Genomic DNA, 19,768 nt, shown 5'->3' with positions numbered 1-19,768 from the left:
GGATCACAGGTGGCGGCCCCACGCACGCTGACCGGTGAAAGGCCCGGGAGTTCCTCGTCGAGCGCGGCGTCAACGTCAGCGGGGTCCAGGTCGCCGGCCCGCAGGGGTTCCGCCCCGCCACCGACGGCGACGCCCTGGACAACGTCGGCTTCATGTTCTTCGAGGACCCGGACGGCAACTACTGGGCGTGCGGCAGATCTTCTCGCGGGGCTGACCGCACCACAGCTGAGCGTACGTGTGGGCGCGCCGAGGTGGGTCAGCGACGGCGCGAACGCCCGTAGAGCAGCTTCACCATCTCGTCGGCCTGCTCGTCGAGCGCCCAGATGAACAGGTCGTCCCGACACCGGCGGCCGGGCCCGCCGACACCAGTGACGGCGTGCCCGAGGCGACGACGACACCGCCACCAGTGCGGCGGTCGTCCCGAGCCCACGGCTGAACACCCTCGTGACGCTCCATTCCTTGATGACGTGTGCCCACACCTCGGCGAGGGGGGCTGGCGAGGGCCGGACATCGACCGTAAGCGTGATCATCACGGCGGCGCGTCCGCGTGCGTGCGCTCCTGGCCAGCTCCGCACCGGGCAATCGTGAAGGTGTCCGGGCAGCACCGCCGGTCGGAGTATGAGGCTCAGCACCCGCTCGAGTCCCGCGCTGTCACCGTCGTGGTGGCCGAACGCCCTCCGCCGAGGAGAACCTATGACGACCGATCCAGCTGTCGAGGACCTGCCGGCCTTCCCGATCCCGCGAGAATGCCCGTACCGGCCCTCGGACCGGCATGTCTCGTTGCGCGCCGACGGGCCGATGACCCGGGTACGTCTCTACAACGGCCGGACCGCCTGGCTGGTGACCGACTCGGCACACGCCCGGGCCGTCCTGTCCGACTACCGACGGGTGTCGATCAAGCCGTACCACGGCAACTACCCGCTGCTCAACGAGGAGTTCGAGAAGGTAGTCGACAGTGGCTACGCGGACGTGCTGTTCGGCGTCGACCCGCCCGAACACACCCGGCAACGCCAGATGATCATGCCGAGCTTCACGCTGCGTCGTACGGCACTGCTGCGCCCGGACATCCAGCGCATCGTGGACCAGAAACTCGACGAGATGATCAGTCACGGACCTCCCGGCGACCTGGTCAGCGAGTTCGCCCAACCGGTGCCCTCGATGGTGATGAGCTTCCTGCTCGGTGTGCCGTACGACGAGCACGAGCAGTTCGAGACGCCGGCGCACAAGCTGTTCGTACCGGAGCTGGCCGAGCAGGCGACGGCAGAGCTCGGTGTCTACCTCGAGGGCCTGATCCAGCGCAAGGAGAGCGGTGCCGCCGCCGAGTCGGCCGGACTGCTCGACGACCTGATCCGCGACTACCTGCACACCGGAGCGCTGTCCCGCGACGAACTGGTGCACATCGCGATGGCGATGCTGGTGGCCGGCACCGACACCACCACCAACGTGATCTCCCTCGGCACGCTCGCGCTGCTGGACAACCCCGAGCAGTGGCAGGCACTGCGGGACAACCCGGACCTGGTGCCGGCGGCGGTGGAGGAGATCCTGCGCTACACCTCGCTGATCGAGGCGTTCGCCCGGGTCGCGGTGGCCGACATCGAGACGGCCGACGGCGTGATCAAGGCCGGCGAGGGCATCCTGATCAGCAGCGCGGGGGTCAACTTCGACCCGGACCTGGCCGCCGATCCCGAGGTCTTCGACATCCGCCGGCCGCCCCGGCCGAGCTTCTCGTTCAGCCACGGCATCCACCGCTGCCCCGGCGACAACCTGGCCCGGTTGGAGCTGGAGATCGCGTTCCGCTCGCTGGTCACCAGGTTGCCGCAGCTGCGCGCCGCCGTGCCCGTTGACGAGATCCCCAGCAACAACAACGACGGCACCCTGCAGCGACTGTTCGAGTTCCCGGTCGTCTGGTAGCCCAGCCCAGTCGTCCACCTCCGGCAGGAAGGAAACGCCATGTCCGCCACCCCGAACGGCAACTCCGCCGACGCGGCCGCCCCGGGTTCGGTCCTCGCCTACCGTGGCGTCGCCTACGACACCGGTACGAACTTCGCCACTGGGCAGGGACCGTTGTCCCGCGCGTACTGGAGCACCCCGCAGATGCTCTCCGAGATCAGCCTCATCAGCGACCAGCTCAACTGCAACTCGGTGACGATCTACGGCAGTGACCTCGACCGCCTGCGGCACACCGCGCAGGCGGCGGTGGACCGCGGCATGCACGTGCGGTTGCAGCCGCGGCTGGTCGACCGGCCGCCGGCGGAGATCCTGGAGCATCTCGCCGAAGCGGCCCGGTTGGCCGAGTCGATGCGCCGCCAGCAGGCGTCGGTGAGCCTCACCGTCGGCGCCGTCCACCTGGTCTTCACCCCCGGGATCACCCCCGGCGACCAGTACCACGAGCGGATGGCGAACGTGTACGCCGACGCCGCGCACCATCTGCTCACCCCCACCGGCACGGTGGACATGGCGGTGGCCACGCCGAAGCTCAACGAGTTCCTCGGTCGGGCCGCGACGGTGGCCCGGGGCATCTTCGGCGGGGAGCTGGGCTACTCCGCCGCGCCGTTCGAGGACGTCGACTGGCGACCGTTCGACTCCATCGGGCTGATGTACCAGTACCTGCCCACCTGGCTGCCCGACCCGGCCGACCACATCGCCCTGGTCGACCGGTACCGCGGCTGGGGCAAACCCGTGCACATCGCCGAGTACGGCACCGCTACCTATCTCGGTGCCCCCCGCAAGGCGTTCTTCTTCTGGGACATCGTCGACCGCTCCGGCCCGGTGCCGGTCATCCTCGACGGGTACGTCCGCGACGAGAGCGAGCAGGCGGCGTACCACCTGGCGATGCTGCAGACCTTCGAACGGGCCGGGGTGACCGGGGTCGCCGTGTCGGAGCTGATCCACCCGACCCACCCGCACTCGACCGATCCGACGTACGACCTGGACATGGCCAGCATGGCCATCGTGAAGACGATCCGCGACGACGCCGCCGACCCCGCGTCGAGCTACCGCTGGGAGCCGAAGGAGTCGTTCCACACCATCGCCGACTACTACGCGCACATCGGCTTCCAGGCTGCCCTGCGGGGCTGACGCGCCCCGGTCCCCTGCCACGATTGTGAGGCTGTGATGGCGATTCCCCCGGCGGAGGCGGTCGGTACGGCCACCCGGCAACCGCCGCCGTACCCGTTGCCCCGCGAATGCCCGTACCGCCCGTCGCCCCGGACCGCCGGGCTGCGCGACGAGGGTCCGGTGTCGACGGTGCGACTGTACGACGGGCGCACGGCCTGGCTGGTGACCGGGGCGGCGCAGGCCCGCGCCCTGCTGGCCGACCCGAGGGTCTCCAACCGCTCCGATTTCCCGAACTACCCGGTGATGGACGAGCGGCACCTGCGGATGCGCGCCACCCGCGAGATGGCCCGGGAGGAGGAGGGCGGCTTCGCGGCCGCCCTGTTCGGCATCGACCCGCCGGAGCACACCCGGCAGCGTCAGCTGCTGATCCCCCGTTTCACGGTGCGTCAGGTGTCCGCGCTGCGCCCGGCGATCCAACGGATCGTCGACGAGCATCTCGACGCGATGGCGGCGAACGGGTCGCCCGCCGACCTGGTCTCGGCGTTCACCTCACCGGTGCCGACGATGGTGGTCCTGACCCACCTTGATGTGCCGTACGAGGATCGGGCCCGGATCGAACCGGCCGTCACCGGGCTGTTCGACCCGGACCGCGCCGACGCCGCGATGGCCGATCTGACCGCCTACCTCGACCAGCTCATCCGGGCCAAGGAGACCGCGCCGGGCACCGGCGCCCTCGACCCGCTGATCGCCCACCAGTTGCGCGCCGGTACGGTCAGCCGCGCCGAGCTGATCTCGTTCGCGCTCGCGATCCTGGTCGCCGGTACGGTCACCACGTCCAGCGCGCTGGCCCTGGGCACGCTGGCGTTGCTCGAGACACCGGGGCAGTACGCCGCCCTCGTGGCCCGGCCCGATCTGCTGCCCGGCGCGGTCAGCGAGATCCTGCGCCACCTGTCCCTGGTCGAACAGCTCGCCCGGGTGGCGACCGAGGACATCGAGATCGGCGGCCAGCTGATCCGCGCCGGTGACGGCATCATCGTCAGCTTCGCCGCCGCCAACCTGGACCCCACCGTCACCGCGCACCCGGACCGGCTCGACGTGACCCGGCCGCCGACGAACCACCTGGCGTTCAGCCACGGCATCCACCACTGCCTGGGCCAGAATCTGGCGCTGCTCGAGCTGGAGATCGCCTTCGGCACCCTGGTACGGCGTTTCCCGACCCTGCGGGCGTTGGCCCACTCCGACCAGCTACCCACCTATCTGGCCGGTGACGTGCCACGACTCGCCTGTCTGCCGGTCACCTGGTGACTGCCGCAGCCCCCACCCCGCCCCCGGCGGGTGAGGGCTGCGGCGCTGTCCGTTCCGAACCGACCTGAGCGGAGACTCGCATGCCCGCCGCCGCGCGCATCACCGACCTGACCACGGACATCTTCGCCAGACCCGAGGAGCTGCTGGCCAAGCTCGGCAGCCGACAGCCGCTGCACCGCATCACCCTGCCCGACGGGATGCCTGCGGTCCTGATCACCGGCAATCCCGAGGCACGCGAGGCGCTCGCCGACGGCAGGCTGGTCCGCAGCATCGACGCAGCCGCACCGGAGCTGCACAAGTATCATCCGCTGGCCAGTGACGACTACGCGCTGTCGCGGCACATGCTGTTCGCCGACCCGCCGGACCACGGCCGGATGCGCAAACTGGTGTCGACGGCGTTCACCCGTCGGCGGGTGGAGGCGATGCGGCCCCGAATCCAGGCCATCACCGACGAACTGCTCGACGCGGTCGCGGCGGCCGGTACGGCGGACCTGGTCACCGCGTTCGCGTTGCCGCTGCCCATCGCGGTCATCAGCGAGATGCTGGGGGTCCCCTTCGAGGACCGGACGGACTTCGAACGCCACGCGGAGGTGCTCACCGGGATCAACGCCTCGTCGAGCTTCGACGCGATCGTCGAGGCCGGCCGCTGGTTCGACGGCTACCTCGGCGACCTGGTGCGCCGCCGCCGCGCGGATCCGCGCGACGACCTGATCTCGGCGATGATCGCCGCCCAGGAGCAGGGTGACCGGCTCACCGACCTGGAGCTGCGGTCGAACGCGCTGCTGCTGCTCAGCGCCGGCTTCGAGACCACCGTGAACCTGATCGCCAACGGCTTGTTGGCGCTGCTGCGCCACCCCGACGCCGCCGCCGCGCTGGCGGCCGACGCCGCGCTGCTGCCCGCAGCCGTCGACGAGCTGCTCCGCTACGACAGCCCGGTGTCGTGCGTGACGTACCACTTCGCGCGGGAACGGGTGGAGATCGGCGGCTTCGAGATCCGCCCCGGCGAGCACGTCGTGATCGCCGCCGCGGCGGCCAACCACGACCCCCGGGTGTTCGACGAACCCTCCCGGTTGGACCTGACCCGCCCCGACGCCGGTCAGATGCTCAGCTTCAGCCACGGCATCCACTACTGCCTGGGCGCGCCGCTGGCCCGGCTCGAAGGGGAGATCGCCTTCGGCACCGTACTGCGCCGGCTGGCCGGGCTGACTCTGGCGGTGCCCGAGTCGGAACTCACCTGGAAACCCAGCTTCGTCCTGCACCGGCTGGAGCGCCTCCCGGTGACGTTCACGCCGGCCCGGCAGTCCTGACCCGACCCGACGACCCGCTCCCGCCCGCTGATCGATCGACAAACTGTGAGGTGCAGTGTGAAGGCAGCCGTCATCCCCGAGGTCAACGGCACCTGGGAGCTCCAGGAGGTACCCACTCCGCAGCCCGGCCCCGGTGAGGTGCTCATCCGGGTACGGGCCTGCGGGGTCTGCTTCAACGACGTACTGTCCACGATGGGCGCGATTCCGTTTCCCGCCGGTGACCCGGCCGTCGCCGGGCACGAACCGGTCGGCGAGGTGGTCGAGCTGGGCGAGGGGGTGACCGCCCGCGCGGTCGGCGACCGCGTCGGCGTCACCTGGGTACGGGCCGGCTGCGGCCGGTGCGACTACTGCCAGCGCCACCTGCCGGTCACCGGCCAGACCGCGATGAATTGTCCCGCGCCGACCGCAACCGGGTTCAGCGCCCCCGGCGGACACGCCGAGTACCTGGCGGTCCGGGCCACCGAGACCGTGCTGCTGCCGGAGGGGCTCGACTTCGCTCTGGCCGCGCCGGTGCTGTGCGCCGGCTACACCGCCTGGTCCGCACTGCGTACCGCCGCGCCGTTGCCACACGAACGGGTCGCCGTGCTCGGCATCGGCGGTCTCGGCCACCTCGCTGTGCAGTTCGCCCGGGCCAGCGGCGTCGAGACCGTCGCCGTCACCGGCTCGGCTGACAAGCACGAGGCGATCCGCCGGCTCGGCGCCGACCACATCGTGGCCTCCGGTGACGAGCTGCGGGAGCTGGGTGGTGCCGACGTCATCCTGGTGACCGCGCCGTCGCACCGGGCCGCCTCGGCGGCACTGCCCGCGCTGCGGGTCAACGGACGCATGGTCATCGCCGGCATCGACGGCATGGAGCCGTTCACCATTCCGCCGGCGATGACCTACCCCTTCTTCGCGCAGGGCCAGCGGATCATGGGTGCCACGCACAACGGACCGCGCTACCTCAGCGAGGCGCTCGCGCTGGTCGCGGCCGGCAGGGTGACCCCGGTGGTCGAGACGTTCCCCGCCGAGCGGGTCGCCGAGGCCGTCGCCCGTACGGCCAAGGGCGAAGCACGGTTCCGTGCCGTCGTCCGGTACTGACGGCGTACCCGCGCACCAACGACGGACGCACCCGGCGGGCTATCGCCGGGTGCGTCCGTCGTCGGGGTACGTCACCGGTGGTACGCCACCGGCCGTCGGGCGTCAGGGCGTGATCCGCCCAGCCGACAGGTCGACCCGCCGGAGCACCTCGACGACGGCTGCGGTGGTCCGGTCGGTCTCCTCGTCGGTGAAGACCAGCGGCGGGGAGAGCACCAGGGTCGGCCCGTAGTTGCGGCTGAGCACCCCGTGCCTGTCGTACATCTCGTCGGCGACGGCCAGCGCGAGATCCATCGACACCGGCTCGCGGGTCTGCCGGTCGACGACCAGCTCGACGCCGACGGTCGCGCCGACCACCCGCACGTCACCGACCACCGGCAGCTGCGCGGCCGGGCCGAGTCCGGCCGTGAACCGCTCACCGATCGCCAGCGACCGGTCCAGCAGTCCTTCCTTCTCCATCAGCTCCAGGTTCTCCAACGCCACCGCGCAGGCCAACGGATGCCCGGAGTAGGTGTAGCCGTGGAAGAAGTTGGCCTCGCCACCGGCCACCGCCTCGGCGATCTCGTCGCTGACCAGGACCGCTCCCAGCGGGACGTAGCCGCTCGTGATGCCCTTGGCCGTGACGATCAGGTCCGGCTGCATGCCGCGCGTCGGCGAGTCGAACCAGGCACCGGTCCGCCCGAAGGCGGTGATGACCTCGTCGGCGATGAGCAGGATGCCGTGCTCGGCCAGCAGGGCGCGCACCCGTGGCCAGTAGTCCGCCGGTGGCGGGATCACCCCGCCGCCGCCCAGCACGGGTTCGCCGATCATGGCGGCGATGTTGTGGGCACCGATCCGCTCGATGGTCTGGGCCAGCTCCTCGAGGAGGAACTCGGTGGCGTCGCGGCCGCCGTACAGCTCCGACCGGTACGGGTACGGCGGGGTGACCTTCTCGATGTGTGGCAGGTTGGGTCCGACGGCGACCTGCATGTCGGGGATGCCGGTGGCCGTGCCGGCACCGAGGGTGGACCCGTGGTACCCGAAGTGCCGGGCGATGATCCAGTTGCGGTCGGTCTGGCCCCGCCGGTGATGGAACAGCCGGGCCAGTTTGATGGCCGTGTCGACACCTTCGGAGCCGCCGCAGGTGAAGAAGGCCCGGTTCAGGTTCGCTGGCGCCAGCGACGCGAGCCGTTCGGCGAGCCGGACCGACTTGTCGTTGCCGTACTCGAAGAAGCCGGTGAACTGGGCGAGCTGCCCCGCCTGCCGGGACGCCGCCTCGGCCAGCTCGGCCCGGCCGTGCCCGACCTGGGCCACCCAGATGCCGCCGCCCAGGGCGTCGAGGAACTCCCGGCCGTTGGCGTCCCAGACGGTGGAGCCCTGGCCCCGCACCATCACCCGCCGCTGCGATCGCTGGCCGCGCTGATGCGGATGGAGTACGTGTCGTCGGTCCAGCTCCTCCAGTTCCAGCGCGCCGGGTCCGGGCGTGGAATCGAGCGACGAAGTCACCACTGTTCCCTCCTGAAGGTACGGATCGGGGACGGGCAGCGCCGGGTCGGGTGGGCGGTCGGGCGCACCCGGCCGGGCCGACGGTCCGGTCCTGGCAACCGTCGCATCCGGCCGGATCGCGAACATCTCCGTCCGTGCGAGACCGCCGCTGCCCCGCTGGCCGGGCGCGGTGCAGCCCGCTGGCCGGGCGCGGTGCAGCCGCGCACGTTGGAAGGTTCGCCCAGGTGTCGCGCTGCCTAGCCTGAGGTCATCCGGTCCGCAGTCGCGCGGCCCGGGTGACGGGCCGGCGCCGACGGCGCTGCCGGAGACAGGGAGGCAGCAGCGATGCGGACAGGAAGCAACGGCCGCGCCATCGTCCTCGGCGGCAGCATGGCAGGCATACTCGCCGCCCGGGTGCTGGCTGAGTCGTACGCGCAGGTGCTGGTCGTCGACCGGGACACGGTGCTCGGAGTGGACACACCACGGCGTGGTACGCCGCACACGGCACACGCGCACGGGCTGCACGCCCGGGGACACCTGATCCTGGAGGAATTGTTCCCGGGCATCACCGACGAACTGCGGGCGGTCGGGGTCCCCACCGGTGACCTCGGTGAGATGCGCTGGTTCTTCAACGGGCGGCGGATCCTGCCGGCACGTACCGGGTTGATCTCGGTGACCGCGCCGCGCCCCGTACTGGAATGTCACGTCCGCAACCGGGTCGCGGCGCTGCCCGCCGTCACCTTCCTGCAGGAGCACGACGTGCTGGACCTGGTCGCCAGCGCCGACAAGGAGCGGATCGTCGGGGTACGGGTGCAGCCGCGCGGCGTCGATGGCGTGCCGGTCACCCTCGACGCCGATCTGGTCGTCGACGCCACCGGGCGCGGGTCCCGTACCCCGGCCTGGTTGGAGCAGCTGGGCTACGACCGTCCGGCGGAGGACCGGGTCAAGATCGGTCTGGCGTACACGACACGCCGCTACCGCACCCGTCCGGAGTGGTTCGACGGGGTCCAGTCGATCAATCCGGTGGCGTCACCGGCCCATCCACGGGGTGCGTTCTTCGGGCAGATCGGCCGGGACACCTGCATCCTGTCGCTGACCGGGATCCTCGGCGACCATCCGCCCACCGACCCGGAGGGGTTCCTGGAGTTCACCCGTTCGCTGCCGGTGCCGGACGTGTACGAGGCGGTCCGCGACGGTGAACCGCTCGACGACCCGGTGTCCTTCCGGTTCCCGGCCAGCGTCCGCCGCCGCTACGAACGGCTTTCCCGCTTCCCGGACCGGCTGCTGGTCGTCGGGGACGCGGTGTGCAGCTTCAACCCGGTCTACGGGCAGGGCATGAGCGTGGCGGCGCTGCAGGCGATGACCCTGCGCCGGCACCTGCGCGCCGGGCCGACCCCCCAGCCGTTGCGGTTCCTCGCCGACGTCGCCCGCGCCATCGACGTACCGTGGGAGATCTCCGCCGGTGGTGACCTGGACTTCCCGCAGGTACAGGGGCGACGCTCGCTGAAGGTCCGGGTCGGCAACGCCTATCTGGCGCGGTTCCAGTTCGCGGCGACCCGCGACGCCCGGTGCACGGACGCGTTCATGCGGGTCGCGGGCCTGATGGATCCGCCGCAGGCCCTGATGCGGCCAGCGATGGCCGTACGGGTGCTGCGACACGCGGTACGCCGGCCGGCGCCGGGTCCACACTGGCTGGACCGGCCGACCGGGCAGGACCGGCCGACCCGATCCGGCCAGGTGGCACCGTGACCGGTGACCAGGCAGGCCAAGGGGGTGGCCTGAACGGTGCCTCCACGCCTCGCGGGGGCGGTGCGAGCGCCGGCCCCGGCCCGGCGCGGCGGGCGACCCGTCCGTTGACCGGCGACGAGTACGTCGAGTCGCTGCGCGACGGGCGGCAGGTGTTCCTCTACGGCGACCGGGTCCGTGACGTCACCACCCATCCGGCGTTCCACAATCCGATCCGGATGGTGGCCCGACTGTACGACGCACTGCACGACCCCCGCAGCCGGGACGTGCTCACCGCCCCCACCGACGCCGGCGGCGACAGCGACGGCTACACGCACCGGTTCTTCACCACCGCCCGCAGCGTCGACGACCTCGTCGCCGACCAGCGGGCCATCGCCGCCTGGGCCCGGCTCAGTTACGGCTGGCTGGGGCGGACGCCGGACTACAAGGCGGCGTTCCTCGGCACGCTCGGCGCCAACGCCGACTACTACGCACCGTTCGCCGACAACGCCCGCCGGTGGTACCGCGAGGCGCAGGAACGGGTGCTGTACTGGAACCACGCGATCGTGCACCCGCCGGTTGACCGGTCCCGGCCGCCGGACGAGGTCGGCGACGTGTACATCCACGTGGAGAAGGAGACCGACGCCGGGCTCGTCGTAAGCGGCGCCAAGGCGATCGCCACCGCGTCCGCCCTGACCCACCACAACTTCCTCGCCCACTACGGACTCCCGGTGCGCAAGCGGGAGTTCGCCCTGGTCGCCACCGTGCCGACCGACGCGCCCGGGGTGTCGCTGATCTGCCGGCCCTCGTACGCGGCCACCGCCGCGACGACGGGCAGCCCGTTCGACTACCCGCTGTCGTCGCGGTTCGACGAGAACGACGCGATCCTGGTGCTCGACCGGGTGCTGATCCCGTGGGAGAACGTCTTCATCTACGGCGACCTGGCAAAGGTGCAGCTGTTCACCGGCAGTTCCGGGTTCACCGAACGGTTCACCTTCCACGGCTGCACCCGGCTGGCGGTGAAGTTGGAGTTCCTCGCCGGGCTGCTCGCCAAAGCGGTCGACCTGACCGGCAGTGGCCAGTTCCGGGGCGTGCAGAGCCGCCTCGGCGAGGTGCTCGCCTGGCGCAACCTGTTCTGGGGGCTGTCGGACGCCGCCGCCCGCAACCCGGTGCCGTGGAAGAACGGAGCGCTGCTGCCCAACCCGCAGTACGGCATGGCGTACCGCTGGTTCATGCAGATCGGCTATCCACGGATCCGCGAGATCATCATGCAGGACGTCGCCAGCGGACTCATCTACGTCAACTCCAGCGCCGACGACTTCGGCAACCCGCAGGTGCGCGACTACCTCGACCGCTACGTACGGGGTTCAAACGGCGCGGACGCTGTGCAGCGGGTCAAGGTCATGAAGCTGCTGTGGGACGCGATCGGTTCGGAGTTCGGCGGCCGGCACGAGTTGTACGAACGCAGCTACGCCGGCAATCACGAGAGCGTACGGGTCGAGCTGTTCAACGCCCAGCTCGTCGGTGGCCAACTCGACGACTACCGGTCGTTCGTGGACACCTGCCTGCAGGAATACGACCTCGACGGATGGCGGGTGCCCGACCTCGAGTCGTTCCCGGACCTGCGCCGCCACCCGGACCGGACACCGCCGCCCTGACGCGGGTGAGCCGGCGGCCGCCCCTTGGATGAAGGGGCAGCCGCCGGCTCGTCGTCCGGGTGGAGTCAGTTCCGTTGAGCGCGACCGACGACGTCGCCGATCCCCCGTTGGGCACGCTCGACGAAGTCGCCGAGCGCCTGCCCGATGTCGGCCGCCATGCCGGCCGCCGTGCTCTCGAGGAACAGGTTCGTGGTGTAGCCGACGCTGCCGACGATCCCACCGTCCGGGTCGACCTCCAGGCCGAGCAGCGCCCCGTCGGGGATCTGGGAGCCCACCGGTGCGGAGACCAACCGGCGGCGCAGCGCCCGGTAGGTCAGCTCACCGATCTGTTCGTCCCGCAGCACCATCGGCGACTGGGTCACCTGCAGCACGCAGGCCGCCGCGTTCGGGCCGACGGCGGCGTCCATCACCTCCGGTGCCTCGGCGATGATGTCCGCGAACGGCAGCTCGTGCCGGTACGCGGCCAGGCAGGTGGTCCGGGCTCGGGCGATCAGCTCCAGCGGGTCGGTGCAGCCGGTCAGATCGGTACGCAGCGGCACGAAATGGTAGAAGGACCCCACCATGTGGGCCGTCCACGCGGGGGTCCGCCCCGGGGTGAACGTCGGCACCACCAGGTCGGATTCGCCGGTGACCCGCCGGAGGTGGTCCAGGTAGGCGGCCAGCACCACCATGAACACGGTGCTGGTGGTCCGGTTGGCCAGCGCGACGGTCGCCGCGCGCAGGTCGTCGTCGAGCCAGAACCGGTGCCAGGAGGTGACGAACGTACCGTCGGCCCTGGTCAGGTCGGTGGGAGTGGGCACCACCTGGGCACCGCGCAGGGTGTCACGCCAGTACCGACGGGCGGCGGCGGTGGCGGGACTGTCCGCGTTCTCCCGCTGCCAGGCCACGTACTCCCGGTACTGGCGGGCCGGCGGCAGGTCGGCCGGCCGGCCCTGTCGCCGCGCGGCGTAGCAGGCGGCGACGTCACGCATGATCACCTGCATCGACCATCCGTCGGCGGCGGTGTGGTGTGCCATCAGCGCCAGCACCGCCGTGGTGTCGTCGAACCGGCCGAGGACGGCGCGCAGCAGCGGGTTGCGGTCCATGCCGAAGGTGCCGCTCTCCACCTCGTTGAGGAAGTCCTCCGTCGCCCGGGTACGGTCCGCACCCGCGGCCGGCGACAGGTCGCGCACCACCAGCTCGGGTTCGCTCGGGTCGAGGACCGTCTGGAACGCCTGCCCGCCGTCCACCACCAACCGGGTACGCAGCGATTCGTGCCGGGTCACCACGTCGGTCAGCGACGCCCGCAGGGTGCCGACGTCGACCGGCCCCCGTAGCCGCCAACCGCCGACGATCGTGTACCGGGAACCGAACGGCCCGGTGTCGTCACCGTGGTCGACCATCCGCAGGAAGTCCTGCTGCAACGACAACGGTGCCCGTAACGCGGTCTCGGTCATCGGATGCTCCTTCCTCCCGGCGCCGGAGGGTCCGGCGACGGTGTGTTGTCAGGCCGGACGCCCCGCCTGGCCGGTCACCGGGGGACCTGGACCAGGCTGTGGTCGGTGACGAGCAGCCGGCGGGGCGCGGCCCGGGTGCCGCCGTCGACGACCGCGCCGTGACCGATGATCGACTGGTCCAGCCCAGGGGTGTCGGTGATCCGGGCACCCGCCATCACGATCGAGTCGGTCAGGCCGCTGCGGCGGATCAGGCAACCGGCGCCGACGGCCGTACCGGGCCCGATCACGCTGTCCTCGACGACGGTGTCGGCACCGATGAGCACCGGTCCATCGATCCGGGAACGCACCACCCGGGCCCCGGGCTCGACCCGGACCGGGCCGTGCACCCGCGACGCCGGGTCGACCTGGCCGGCGAGCTGCGGTCGCAGGTCGGCAAGCAGGTACCGGTTGCACTCCAGCAGATCGGCGACCTGCCCGACGTCGCGCCAGTAGCCGCCGTACTCGGTCGCCCGGACCTCGACGCCGTCGTCGATCAGGCGCTGCACCGCGTCGGTGAGCTCGAGTTCGCCCCGCGCGCTGGGACCGATCGCGGCGATGGCCCGGTGGATCCGCGCGGTGAGGAAGTAGACCCCGACCAGGGCCAGGTCGCTGCGGGGGCGGTCCGGTTTCTCGACCAGCCGGGTCACCGTGGCGTCCGGGGCCAGTTCGACGACGCCGTACGCCCGTGGGTCGGGCACCTTCCGCACGATCAGGTGAGCCGCCGGCCGCTCAGCCCGGAACCGGGCGGCGATGTCGGCCAGCCCGTCGGTGAGGACGTTGTCCCCGAGGTACAGCACGAAGTCGTCGTCGCCGAGATACGAGCCGGCGACCTGGACGGCGTGCGCGAGGCCCAGTGGCCGGTCCTGACGGATGTGGGTGATCCGCAGTCCGTGTGCGGTCCCGTCGCCGACGGCGTCGCGGATCGCGGTGGCGTCGCCGGCGGAGACGAGTCCGACGTCGGTCACCCCCAGCCGGCGGACGTTGTCGAGCACGTGGAACAGGACCGGCCGGTTGGCGACCGGGATCAACTGCTTGGGCATGGCGTAGCTGAACGGCCGCATCCGGGTTCCCGTACCGCCGGACAGGACGAGTGCCTTCATCTGGGTCGGTTCCTTCCGGTGACGGGCGGCGGCGCGGCGGTGCTATCGAACTCGGCGGGCTATGGTGAGGCCGTCCGCGATCGGCAGCATCATCGTCTCCAGTCGATCGTCGGCGGCCAGCGCCGCGTTGAACCCGCGCAGCACCTGCGCGCAGCGGCGGGCCAACGGTTCGGGTGCCAGCCCAGGGGCCAGGACGTAGCCGTCGAGGAGCACGTTGTCGGCGACCAGCAGGCCGCCGGGTCGCAGCAGCGGCACGGCCAACCGGTGGTACGCCGGGTAGTTCATCTTGTCCGCGTCGATGAACACGAGGTCCACCGGTGGTGCCGAGGTCAGGTCCGCCAGGGTCCGGGTGGCCGGGCCGAGGCGGAAGTCGATCCGGTCGGCGACTCCGGCGGCGGCCCAGTGTTCCTGGGCCAGCGGTAGCCACTGCCGGGTGACGTCGCAGGTGATCAGTTGACCGTCGCCGGGCAGGCCCAGGGCCAGGGCCAGCGCCGAACCGCCGGTGAACGTTCCCACGTCGACGACCCGTCGGGCGCCGGTCAACCGGACGAGCAGGGTGAGCAGCGCGGCCTGCTCGGTCGGCACCATCATCCCGGCGGCGTCGCCCAGACCGGCGGTACGCGCGGCCAGGTCGACGAGGGCCTCGGGGGCGGGAGTGCTGTTGTCCACGAGATAGCGCCGCAGCGCGGGGTTCATCGGCAGGTGTTTGCTGTCGGTCCAGTCGGGCCGGTTCACCGCAGCCCCCCTGGTCGCCTGGCCCACCGTCAGCCCGTCGTGGGCGCGGTGTCCGGCAGGCCCGCCGCCGCCCGGACGTGTCGGGTGAAGGCGGCCAGGTCCAAATCCTCGAAGAGCAGGCCGACGTCGACCTGAATCCCCAGTTCGTCCTCGATACGTCCCGCGATGCGTACCGCCGCGATCGACTGTCCACCCAGGTCGAAGAAGGTCACGTCCGTCGACCCGGCCGGTACTCCCAGCACGTCCCGCCAGATTCGGGCGACCTGTTCGGCCAGGTGGGCGTCGTTGATCTCACGACTACCTGTCTCCGCCACGTCTGTCGTCCTTCCATCGCGCCTGCCTGCGGCCGCTGCACCGCCGCCCGGTGACCCTCTCGACGGGCCAGCCGGCCACCTCATCGTGCGAACTGGGTGCTCCCGGCCGCACCTTCCCTCGTGCGCTGCGCCCGACTGGGCATCGCGCACTGTCGAAGATCCGGCAGGTCAGGCTGCGGTGCCACGATCGGTGCCGGTACCTCCGCCAGGATCTGGCGGACCACACACGCCGGCGGCAACGAAGGAGGTCACTGTGGACACCTTCGGGTCCGTCACGGAGCCGACGACGGAGCAGGGCGGGTGGGCCGGCTGGTGGTTCCTGAGCCGGCTGCTGCCGGACGCGCCGATCGGCTGGACGTACCGCCGCTACCGGCTCACCGGCCCGCTCGACGTGGCGGCGCTGGCCGCCGCGTGGCGTGGCCTGCTGCGCCGTGAGCCGGCGCTGCGCCGCGCCGTCCTTGAGCACGACGGGCGGCCGAGCGTCGTGGTGCGGCCGCCCGGGTCGGTCGCCGACCCGAACGTCACCGACCTGCGCGGTACGTCGCCCGCCGTAGCCGAGGCGCAGCTGGCGGCCGGCATCGCCAGGGAACTGGCCGAGGTGACCGACCTGTCCCGGGGCGAGCCCGCCCGGCTGCGGGTGTTCCGGTGCCCGGGGTCGCGTACCGAGATCCTGCTCGGGCTGCACGCGGTGGCGGCCGACGGGCTGGCCGTCGACCGTCTCGCCGCGCAGCTTTTCCACGCGTACCGGGCCGGGCCGCAGGCCGGCGCCGACCGGCTGGCGATCTCCCGGCCGCAGGCCGTGGCCGACCGGCTGGAGGTCACCTCGCAGGGCCAAGCACCCGGTCGCGCCGACCCGTCGGTGGGCGCGTCGGCCGACCCGTCGGTGGGCGCGTCGGCGGCGGGCGTACCGGTCCTGTCGCTGCCGACCGACCGGCCCCGGCCCGCCGCACCGACCTGGCAGGCCGCGACCGTACGGTTCGACTGGGGTACGGCGACCAGCGCCGCGCTGCGGTCCGGTTGCCGGGCGACGCAGGCGGACCCGGCCACCGTGCTGGCAGCCGGTTACCTCACGCTGCTCGCCCGGCACGTCGGTGCCGACCGGGTGGGACTGACGGCGGCGACCGGTCCGGGTGCCGGGGTCGGCACGCGGCACACCGGATTCGTCACCGTCGTCGCGGACGTCCACGACGCGCCGACCTTCCGTACGCTGGTCGACCGCGTCCGCACCGGGTTCGCCCGGGCGGTCGCCGACCCCCGGCCCGCGCATCAACTGGTCCGCGCCAGCCAGGTCGACCGCGATCCGCGGCGTGTCCCACTGTGCGACGCCGTGCTCGTCGTGCGCGACGGTACGGCGCCGGCGCGGATGCCCGGCGTGACGGTCCGGGAGGTGCCGGTCGAGCCGTCCGTGACCCTGGCCGACCTCACCCTCACCGTCGACGGCACCGGCCCGGCGTTGACCGGTCAGCTGACGTACCGTAGCGAGCTGTTCGCGCCGGCCACCGCCGACGGCCTGCTGGGTCAACTGCGGACACTGCTACTGGCCGGGCTGTCGGCACCCGACACCCCGGTCGCGCTGCTCCCGCTGGACGACCCGGCCGACGTACCGCCGCCCGACGTCGCGGTCGACGGGCCGCGACCGGCCGCGCCCACACACGAGTGCATCCGTCGACGCACCGCACGCGACGGAGCTCGTACGGCGGTCGCCGGCCCGACCGCGACCCTGACCTACCAGCAGCTCGACCGTGCCGCGACCGACGTCGCCCGGCTGCTGCCCGACGTCGCCGGGGCGGCGGTCGCGATCCGGCTGAGCCCCGGACCGCAGCAGATCGCCGCGACCCTCGGCGCGTGGCACGCCGGGGCCAGCATCTCCTGGTTCAGCGTCGACCAGGCCGAGGAACGCAGCAGGCAGATGCTGGCCACCCTGCGCCCGGCCGCGTTGCTGGTGGACGCGGCCGGCGACGACGAACTGGCCCGCTGGTACCGCGACGTGCTCGGTGGCCGGCTCTTGGTGGTCGGCGACCCGGCCGACGGTCCCGCCAGCGCCGGGCCGGTCCGGCAGTCGCCCGTCGACGGGCCGGCCGAGCGTGCCGCCGACGACTCCGTGCTGAGGCGGCCCGCCTACACGGCGTTCACGTCCGGATCGACCGGCCGGCCGAAGGGCGTGGTCCAGTCACACGAGGCGCTGGCCCAGTTCGTCACCTGGTTCGCCGACGCCTTCGGCCTCGGACCGGGCAGCCGGGTCGCGCAGTGGGTGACCCCGGACCACGATCCCAGCCTGTGCGAGGTGTTCGCCACGCTCGTCGCCGGCGCGGCGGTGCACACCGTGCCTGCCCGGATCCGGGTGCATCCGGAGAAGCTGGTCGACTGGCTGGTGGCGGAACGGATCTCGTTCCTGCAGACCGTGCCGAGCTTCGCGCGGGAACTTCTCGGCGCGGTCCGGGCACGTACCGGGCGGGCAGGGCTGCCGCACCTGCGGTGGTTGGTGCTGATGGGTGAACGGGTCCCGGGCGGCCTGGTCGACGCGCTGGCCAACGCCCTGCCCGACACCGCACTGGCCAACGTGTACGGGCCGACCGAGACGATCGCGGCGACCTGGCATGTGCTGACCCCTCCGGTTGCGGGGGCGGTCCCGATCGGTCGGCCCATTCCCGGCCGTACGATGCTCGTCGTCGACGAGCACGACCGGGTGTGTCCGACCGGCGTGGTCGGGCAACTGGTCGTCCGGAGTCGTTACGTCACGCCGGGATACCTGGGTCTGGCCGACCGGAGCGCGTTCCGCCCGGTCGTCCCATCCGACCCGCCCGGTGCCGATGCCGGTGCCGGTGCCGGTGCCGGTGCCGGTGGTTGGTACCGGACCGGCGATCTGGGACGACGACGCTTCGACGGGCCGCTGGAGTTCCACGGCCGCCAGGACCTGCAGATCAAGCTGTACGGCAACCGACTCGAACTGACCGAGATCGAGGCCGCCCTCACCGAACTCCCCACGGTGACCGAGTGCGCGGTCGTGCCCGTCACCGACCTGGACGGCCTCGTCACCCAGGTCGTCGCGCTGGTGGTCCCCCGTACCGCCGGGGCCACACCCGGCCCGTGGCGGGCCCACCTGCGCCGCCGGTTCGGCGCCGCGCTGGCCCGGGTGTCGCTGGTCGTCCACCCCGGCCGGTTGCCCCGCAACGCCGCAGGCAAGCTGGACCGACGCCGGCTACGGCTGCCGCAGCAGGTGCTGACCGACCCGCCACGGGCACCGCGCGGCGAGGTGGAACAGGCCCTCGCCGACATCTGGACGAGGCTGCTCGGTGCCCCGCCCCGCACCGACCGCGACACGTTCTTCGCCCGGGGCGGGCATTCCCTGCTGGTGCCGGCACTGGCCCAGCTCGTCCGGCACCGGTTCGACATCGACGTCAGCGTCGCCGACCTCTACGCCAATCCCAGCCTGGCCGGCATGTCCGGCCTTGTCACCGCAGCCCGCCGACCGGCGACCAGCGGCGCGGGACCCACCGTCCCCGCCCCGACAGCTACAAGGAGTTGAGCACTTGACAATCCTCCCCGCCATAAAGGACGGGGATTCCCTGGGTCGCCCCAGGGGGTTCCTGCTTCGCCAACGACCGCCCCGCCCGGACGTGCGTCCGTTGGGGTCTTACACCGCCTCCACAGGCAGTCACGGAGAGCCCCTCCGCGAGGATGTTGCGGGCAGCGTTGACGGCTCGGTCATGGGCCTGCCCGCACCGGCAGGTCCACGACCGCACCTGCAACGGCAGGTGTTCAGCCAGTACGCCGCAGGCGGAGCATCGTCGGGTCGACGGGAACCAGCGGTCCACGACCACCAGGTCCCGGCCGTACCAGTCGGCCTTGTAGGCCAGCATGGTGCGGAACTGCCGCCAGGCCGCGTCCGAGATGGCGCGGGCCAGCGAGTGGTTGGCCATCATGTTACGGACGGTCAAATCCTCGATCACGATCGTTTGGGTGTCACGAACGAGCCGAGTGGTCAGTTTGTGCAGGTGGTCGCGGCGGCGGTCGGCGATCCGGGCATGAATCCGGGCCACCGCCAGCCGGGCTCTGGCCCGGTTCGCCGAACCTCGGGCCTTGCGCGCGAGGTTCCGCTGGGCCCGTGCCAAGGCGGCCCGGTCACGGCGTTCGTGCCTCGGGTTGGGGATCTTCTCCCCGTCCGACAGGGTGAACAGGCTGTCGAGGCCGGCGTCGACCCAGACCGCGTCAGTGGAGGCCGGGGCCGGTTCGATCCGGTCGTCGCAGAGCAGGGCGACGAACCAGCGGCCCGCCGGGTCCTGCGACACGGTCACCGTCGACGGCACCACACCCTCCGGCAACGGCCGGGACCAGACGATGTCCAACGGATCAGACATCTTCGCCAGGGTCAGCCGGCCGACGCGCCAGCGGAACGCGCTGGTCGTGTACTCCGCCGACCGCCGCGACCGCTTCCTCGACTTGAACGTCGGATACCGGGCCCGTTTCGCCCAGAAGTTGGTGAACGCGGTCTGCAGGTGCCGCAGCGCCTGCTGCAACGGCACCGACGGCACCTCGGCGAGGAAGGCGAGG

At 71.9% G+C, this 19,768-nt stretch carries 14 protein-coding genes and 2 pseudogenes; 9 read left to right on the top strand and 7 right to left on the bottom strand.

From position 1 onward, the window contains the following. Positions 1–38: 38 nt before the first annotated feature. Positions 39–188, top strand: a pseudogene (locus O7608_RS09570) (glyoxalase); the annotation flags it as partial. Between the two features lie 68 nt (positions 189–256). Here O7608_RS09570 and O7608_RS09565 read toward each other — a convergent pair. Continuing rightward, positions 257–430: a hypothetical protein gene (locus tag O7608_RS09565; protein ID WP_289209592.1), complete on the bottom strand. Its 174-nt coding sequence runs from the start codon at positions 428–430 to the stop codon at positions 257–259. Positions 431–693: 263 nt separating this feature from the next. Between O7608_RS09565 and O7608_RS09560 the strand changes: the two genes are divergently transcribed. The 5 genes from O7608_RS09560 to O7608_RS09540 all read left to right on the top strand — a co-directional run bounded on the left by O7608_RS09560 (position 694) and on the right by O7608_RS09540 (position 6,749). After that, positions 694–1,911 carry a cytochrome P450 gene (locus O7608_RS09560; protein WP_289209591.1) on the top strand — a complete coding sequence of 406 codons (1,218 nt, stop codon included), beginning with the start codon at positions 694–696 and terminating at the stop codon, positions 1,909–1,911. Between the two features lie 39 nt (positions 1,912–1,950). Next, entirely contained in the window at positions 1,951–3,078 is a 1,128-nt protein-coding gene (locus O7608_RS09555) for a glycoside hydrolase family 113 protein (RefSeq protein ID WP_289209590.1), read from the top strand. A 36-nt stretch (positions 3,079–3,114) separates the two neighbouring features. Then, a complete protein-coding gene (locus tag O7608_RS09550) occupies positions 3,115–4,362 on the top strand; it encodes a cytochrome P450 (RefSeq protein ID WP_289209589.1) in 1,248 nt (415 codons plus the stop codon). Between the two features lie 80 nt (positions 4,363–4,442). Continuing rightward, the gene (locus O7608_RS09545) at positions 4,443–5,669 is read left to right on the top strand and encodes a cytochrome P450 family protein (RefSeq protein WP_289209588.1); all 1,227 of its coding nucleotides are present in this window, start codon (positions 4,443–4,445) and stop codon (positions 5,667–5,669) included. 57 nt (positions 5,670–5,726) lie between these two features. Then, a complete protein-coding gene (locus O7608_RS09540) occupies positions 5,727–6,749 on the top strand; it encodes an alcohol dehydrogenase catalytic domain-containing protein (protein WP_289209587.1) in 1,023 nt (340 codons plus the stop codon). Positions 6,750–6,851: 102 nt separating this feature from the next. Here the strand turns inward: O7608_RS09540 and O7608_RS09535 are convergent, their stop codons facing one another. Then, positions 6,852–8,234: an aminotransferase family protein gene (locus tag O7608_RS09535; protein ID WP_289209586.1), complete on the bottom strand. Its 1,383-nt coding sequence runs from the start codon at positions 8,232–8,234 to the stop codon at positions 6,852–6,854. A gap of 321 nt (positions 8,235–8,555) precedes the next feature. Here O7608_RS09535 and O7608_RS09530 point away from each other — a divergent pair, with 321 nt between their 5' ends. After that, complete coding sequence (locus O7608_RS09530) at positions 8,556–9,959, top strand: FAD-dependent oxidoreductase (protein WP_289209585.1); 1,404 nt, start codon at positions 8,556–8,558, stop codon at positions 9,957–9,959. Positions 9,960–10,063: 104 nt separating this feature from the next. After that, entirely contained in the window at positions 10,064–11,593 is a 1,530-nt protein-coding gene (locus tag O7608_RS09525) for a 4-hydroxyphenylacetate 3-hydroxylase family protein (protein WP_289210842.1), read from the top strand. Between the two features lie 65 nt (positions 11,594–11,658). Here the strand turns inward: O7608_RS09525 and O7608_RS09520 are convergent, their stop codons facing one another. From O7608_RS09520 to O7608_RS09505, 4 genes are all read right to left on the bottom strand, one after another. Then, positions 11,659–13,029, bottom strand: coding sequence for a condensation domain-containing protein (locus O7608_RS09520; protein WP_289209584.1), 1,371 nt, complete (start codon positions 13,027–13,029; stop codon positions 11,659–11,661). 74 nt (positions 13,030–13,103) lie between these two features. After that, positions 13,104–14,168 (bottom strand): glucose-1-phosphate thymidylyltransferase, encoded by a 1,065-nt coding sequence (locus tag O7608_RS09515; RefSeq protein ID WP_289209583.1) that lies wholly within the window; start codon positions 14,166–14,168, stop codon positions 13,104–13,106. Positions 14,169–14,210: 42 nt separating this feature from the next. Continuing rightward, on the bottom strand, positions 14,211–14,864 hold the full coding sequence (locus tag O7608_RS09510) for an O-methyltransferase (RefSeq protein ID WP_353850558.1): 654 nt from the start codon (positions 14,862–14,864) through the stop codon (positions 14,211–14,213). Between the two features lie 68 nt (positions 14,865–14,932). Further along, positions 14,933–15,217 (bottom strand): phosphopantetheine-binding protein, encoded by a 285-nt coding sequence (locus O7608_RS09505; protein ID WP_289209581.1) that lies wholly within the window; start codon positions 15,215–15,217, stop codon positions 14,933–14,935. Positions 15,218–15,470: 253 nt separating this feature from the next. On the opposite strand from O7608_RS09505, the gene O7608_RS09500 reads away from it, so the two are divergent. After that, complete coding sequence (locus O7608_RS09500; RefSeq protein ID WP_289209580.1) at positions 15,471–18,743, top strand: AMP-binding protein; 3,273 nt, start codon at positions 15,471–15,473, stop codon at positions 18,741–18,743. Here the strand turns inward: O7608_RS09500 and O7608_RS09495 are convergent. Further along, positions 18,730–19,758, bottom strand: a pseudogene (locus O7608_RS09495) (RNA-guided endonuclease InsQ/TnpB family protein); the annotation flags it as partial. The gene O7608_RS09500 and the pseudogene O7608_RS09495 sit on opposite strands and share 14 nt — an antisense overlap. Positions 19,759–19,768: the final 10 nt, after the last annotated feature.

The sequence above is a fragment of the Solwaraspora sp. WMMA2056 genome (assembly GCF_030345095.1).
Lineage (GTDB): Bacteria > Actinomycetota > Actinomycetes > Mycobacteriales > Micromonosporaceae > Micromonospora_E.
This window is presented reverse-complemented; position numbering and strand designations above follow the sequence as displayed.

Coding starts and splice junctions, on each gene's coding strand:
- O7608_RS09515 (WP_289209583.1), bottom strand. CDS start 14,168: ATGAAGGCACTCGTCCTGTCCGGCGGTACGGGAACCCGGATGCGGCCG.
- O7608_RS09555 (WP_289209590.1), top strand. CDS start 1,951: ATGTCCGCCACCCCGAACGGCAACTCCGCCGACGCGGCCGCCCCGGGT.
- O7608_RS09545 (WP_289209588.1), top strand. CDS start 4,443: ATGCCCGCCGCCGCGCGCATCACCGACCTGACCACGGACATCTTCGCC.
- O7608_RS09530 (WP_289209585.1), top strand. CDS start 8,556: ATGCGGACAGGAAGCAACGGCCGCGCCATCGTCCTCGGCGGCAGCATG.
- O7608_RS09550 (WP_289209589.1), top strand. CDS start 3,115: ATGGCGATTCCCCCGGCGGAGGCGGTCGGTACGGCCACCCGGCAACCG.
- O7608_RS09560 (WP_289209591.1), top strand. CDS start 694: ATGACGACCGATCCAGCTGTCGAGGACCTGCCGGCCTTCCCGATCCCG.
- O7608_RS09510 (WP_353850558.1), bottom strand. CDS start 14,864: ATGAACCCCGCGCTGCGGCGCTATCTCGTGGACAACAGCACTCCCGCC.
- O7608_RS09520 (WP_289209584.1), bottom strand. CDS start 13,029: ATGACCGAGACCGCGTTACGGGCACCGTTGTCGTTGCAGCAGGACTTC.